This window comes from Flavobacterium muglaense (genome assembly GCF_014305155.1).
GTDB lineage: Bacteria > Bacteroidota > Bacteroidia > Flavobacteriales > Flavobacteriaceae > Flavobacterium > Flavobacterium muglaense.
In genome coordinates this window covers 1-2,491 of the sequence record NZ_JACRUK010000101.1, presented here as the reverse complement: position 1 = coordinate 2,491, position 2,491 = coordinate 1, and the positions used below count along the sequence as shown (strand labels likewise).

The window sequence follows — 2,491 nt, the reverse complement described above, 5'->3', positions numbered from 1 at the left end:
AAAGAAAGGCGACGACATACTCTCCCACATAACTGCAGTACCATCTGCGCAGGCGGGCTTAACTACTCTGTTCGGGATGGGAAGAGGTGAGCCCCGCCGCAATAACCACCTTAAGAAGTTATAATTGCTTTGGGCAATTTTATTTAATTAACAATTGATTATTATCAATTCATAATTAAACTAATATCTTAACATACTGAGATAAAGAAAAAAGTATTAATCTTGACTTGCCCTGAGCGAAGTCGAAGGGAGAAAGTTTCCCCAGTGCACTCTCGTGCACTGGAAAGGGTGTACATAAGCTTACGGATTATTAGTACTACTCGACTATGACATTACTGCCTTTACATCTATAGCCTATCAACGTGGTCATCTCCCACGATCCTTAAAAGAAATCTCATCTTGTGGTGGGTTTCGCGCTTATATGCTTTCAGCGCTTATCCCTTCCAAACGTAGCTACTCTGCGGTGCCACTGGCGTGACAACAGATACACTAGAGGTTTGTCCAATTCGGTCCTCTCGTACTAGAATCAGATCCACTCAAATTTCTTGCGCCCACAGTAGATAGAGACCGAACTGTCTCACGACGTTCTGAACCCAGCTCGCGTGCCACTTTAATGGGCGAACAGCCCAACCCTTGGGACCTTCTCCAGCCCCAGGATGTGACGAGCCGACATCGAGGTGCCAAACCCCCCCGTCGATATGAGCTCTTGGGGGAGATCAGCCTGTTATCCCCGGCGTACCTTTTATCCTTTGAGCGATGGCCCTTCCATGCGGAACCACCGGATCACTATGCTCTACTTTCGTACCTGATCGACCTGTATGTCTCTCAGTCAAGCTCCCTTATGCCATTGCACTCTACGCACGGTTACCAAGCGTACTGAGGGAACCTTTAGAAGCCTCCGTTACTCTTTTGGAGGCGACCACCCCAGTCAAACTACCCACCAAGCAATGTCCCCCACAAAATGGGGTTAGGCTTCAGACAAACAAAGGGTTGTATTTCAACAATGACTCCACAACGCCTAGCGACGCCACTTCACAGTCTCCAACCTATCCTACACATCATTTGTCCAAAGTCAATACTAAGCTATAGTAAAGGTGCACAGGGTCTTTTCGTCCCACTGCGGGTAAACGGCATCTTCACCGTTACTACAATTTCACCGAGCTCATGGCTGAGACAGTGTCCAGATCGTTACACCATTCGTGCAGGTCGGAACTTACCCGACAAGGAATTTCGCTACCTTAGGACCGTTATAGTTACGGCCGCCGTTTACTGGGGCTTCAATTCAATGCTTCTCCGAAGATAACATCTCCTCTTAACCTTCCAGCACCGGGCAGGTGTCAGGCCCTATACTTCATCTTACGATTTTGCAGAGCCCTGTGTTTTTGATAAACAGTCGCCTGGACCTCTTCACTGCGGCCAGCATTGCTGCTGGCGACCCTTCTCCCGAAGTTACGGGTCTATTTTGCCTAATTCCTTAGCCATGAATCTCTCGAGCACCTTAGAATTCTCATCTCGACTACCTGTGTCGGTTTGCGGTACGGGTACTATTAACCTGAAGTTTAGAGGTTTTTCTTGGAAGCCCTTAGGTGCACTATCTCTTTGTCCGAAGACGCCGAGTACTATCGTATTTCCCCAAAGCCCGTGGATTTGCCTGCGGGCCTTATAGGTAGGTACTTCAACGAACTATTCCGTCAGTTCGCGGCACTTTCATCACTCCGTCACCCCATCACAGTTAACAGTAGTACGGGAATATTAACCCGTTGTCCATCGACTGTCCCTTTCGGGTTCGCCTTAGGTCCCGACTAACCCACAGCTGATTAGCATAGCTGTGGAAACCTTAGTCTTTCGGTGTGCGGGTTTCTCGCCCGCATTATCGTTACTTATGCCTACATTTTCTTTTCTCACCGGTCCAGCATACCTTACGATACACCTTCTACCCTGTGAGAATGCTCCCCTACCACTTACAATAAATTGTAAATCCATAGCTTCGGTAATATACTTATGCCCGATTATTATCCATGCTCGTCCGCTCGACTAGTGAGCTGTTACGCACTCTTTAAATGAATGGCTGCTTCCAAGCCAACATCCTAGCTGTCTATGCAGACAAACCGCGTTCTTTCAACTTAGTATATATTTGGGGACCTTAGCTGATGGTCTGGGTTCTTTCCCTCTCGGACTTGGACCTTAGCACCCAAGCCCTCACTGTTAGTGAACATTATATAGCATTCGGAGTTTGTCAGGAATTGGTAGGCGGTGAAGCCCCCGCATCCAATCAGTAGCTCTACCTCTATATAACTTTATAACTAACGCTGCACCTAAATGCATTTCGGGGAGTACGAGCTATTTCCGAGTTTGATTGGCCTTTCACCCCTACCCACAGATCATCCCAAGACTTTTCAACGTCAACGGGTTCGGTCCTCCACTTTGGGTTAACAAAGCTTCAACCTGTCCATGGGTAGATCACACGGTTTCGCGTCTAACACTACTGACT

At 47.8% G+C, this 2,491-nt stretch carries 2 rRNA genes; both read right to left on the bottom strand.

The features are described 5' to 3' along the window. Nucleotides 1–3: 3 nt before the first annotated feature. Nucleotides 4–113, bottom strand: a 5S ribosomal RNA gene (rrf, locus tag H8R24_RS17870). A 177-nt stretch (nucleotides 114–290) separates the two neighbouring features. After that, nucleotides 291–2,491 (bottom strand): 23S ribosomal RNA (locus H8R24_RS17865); the annotation flags it as partial.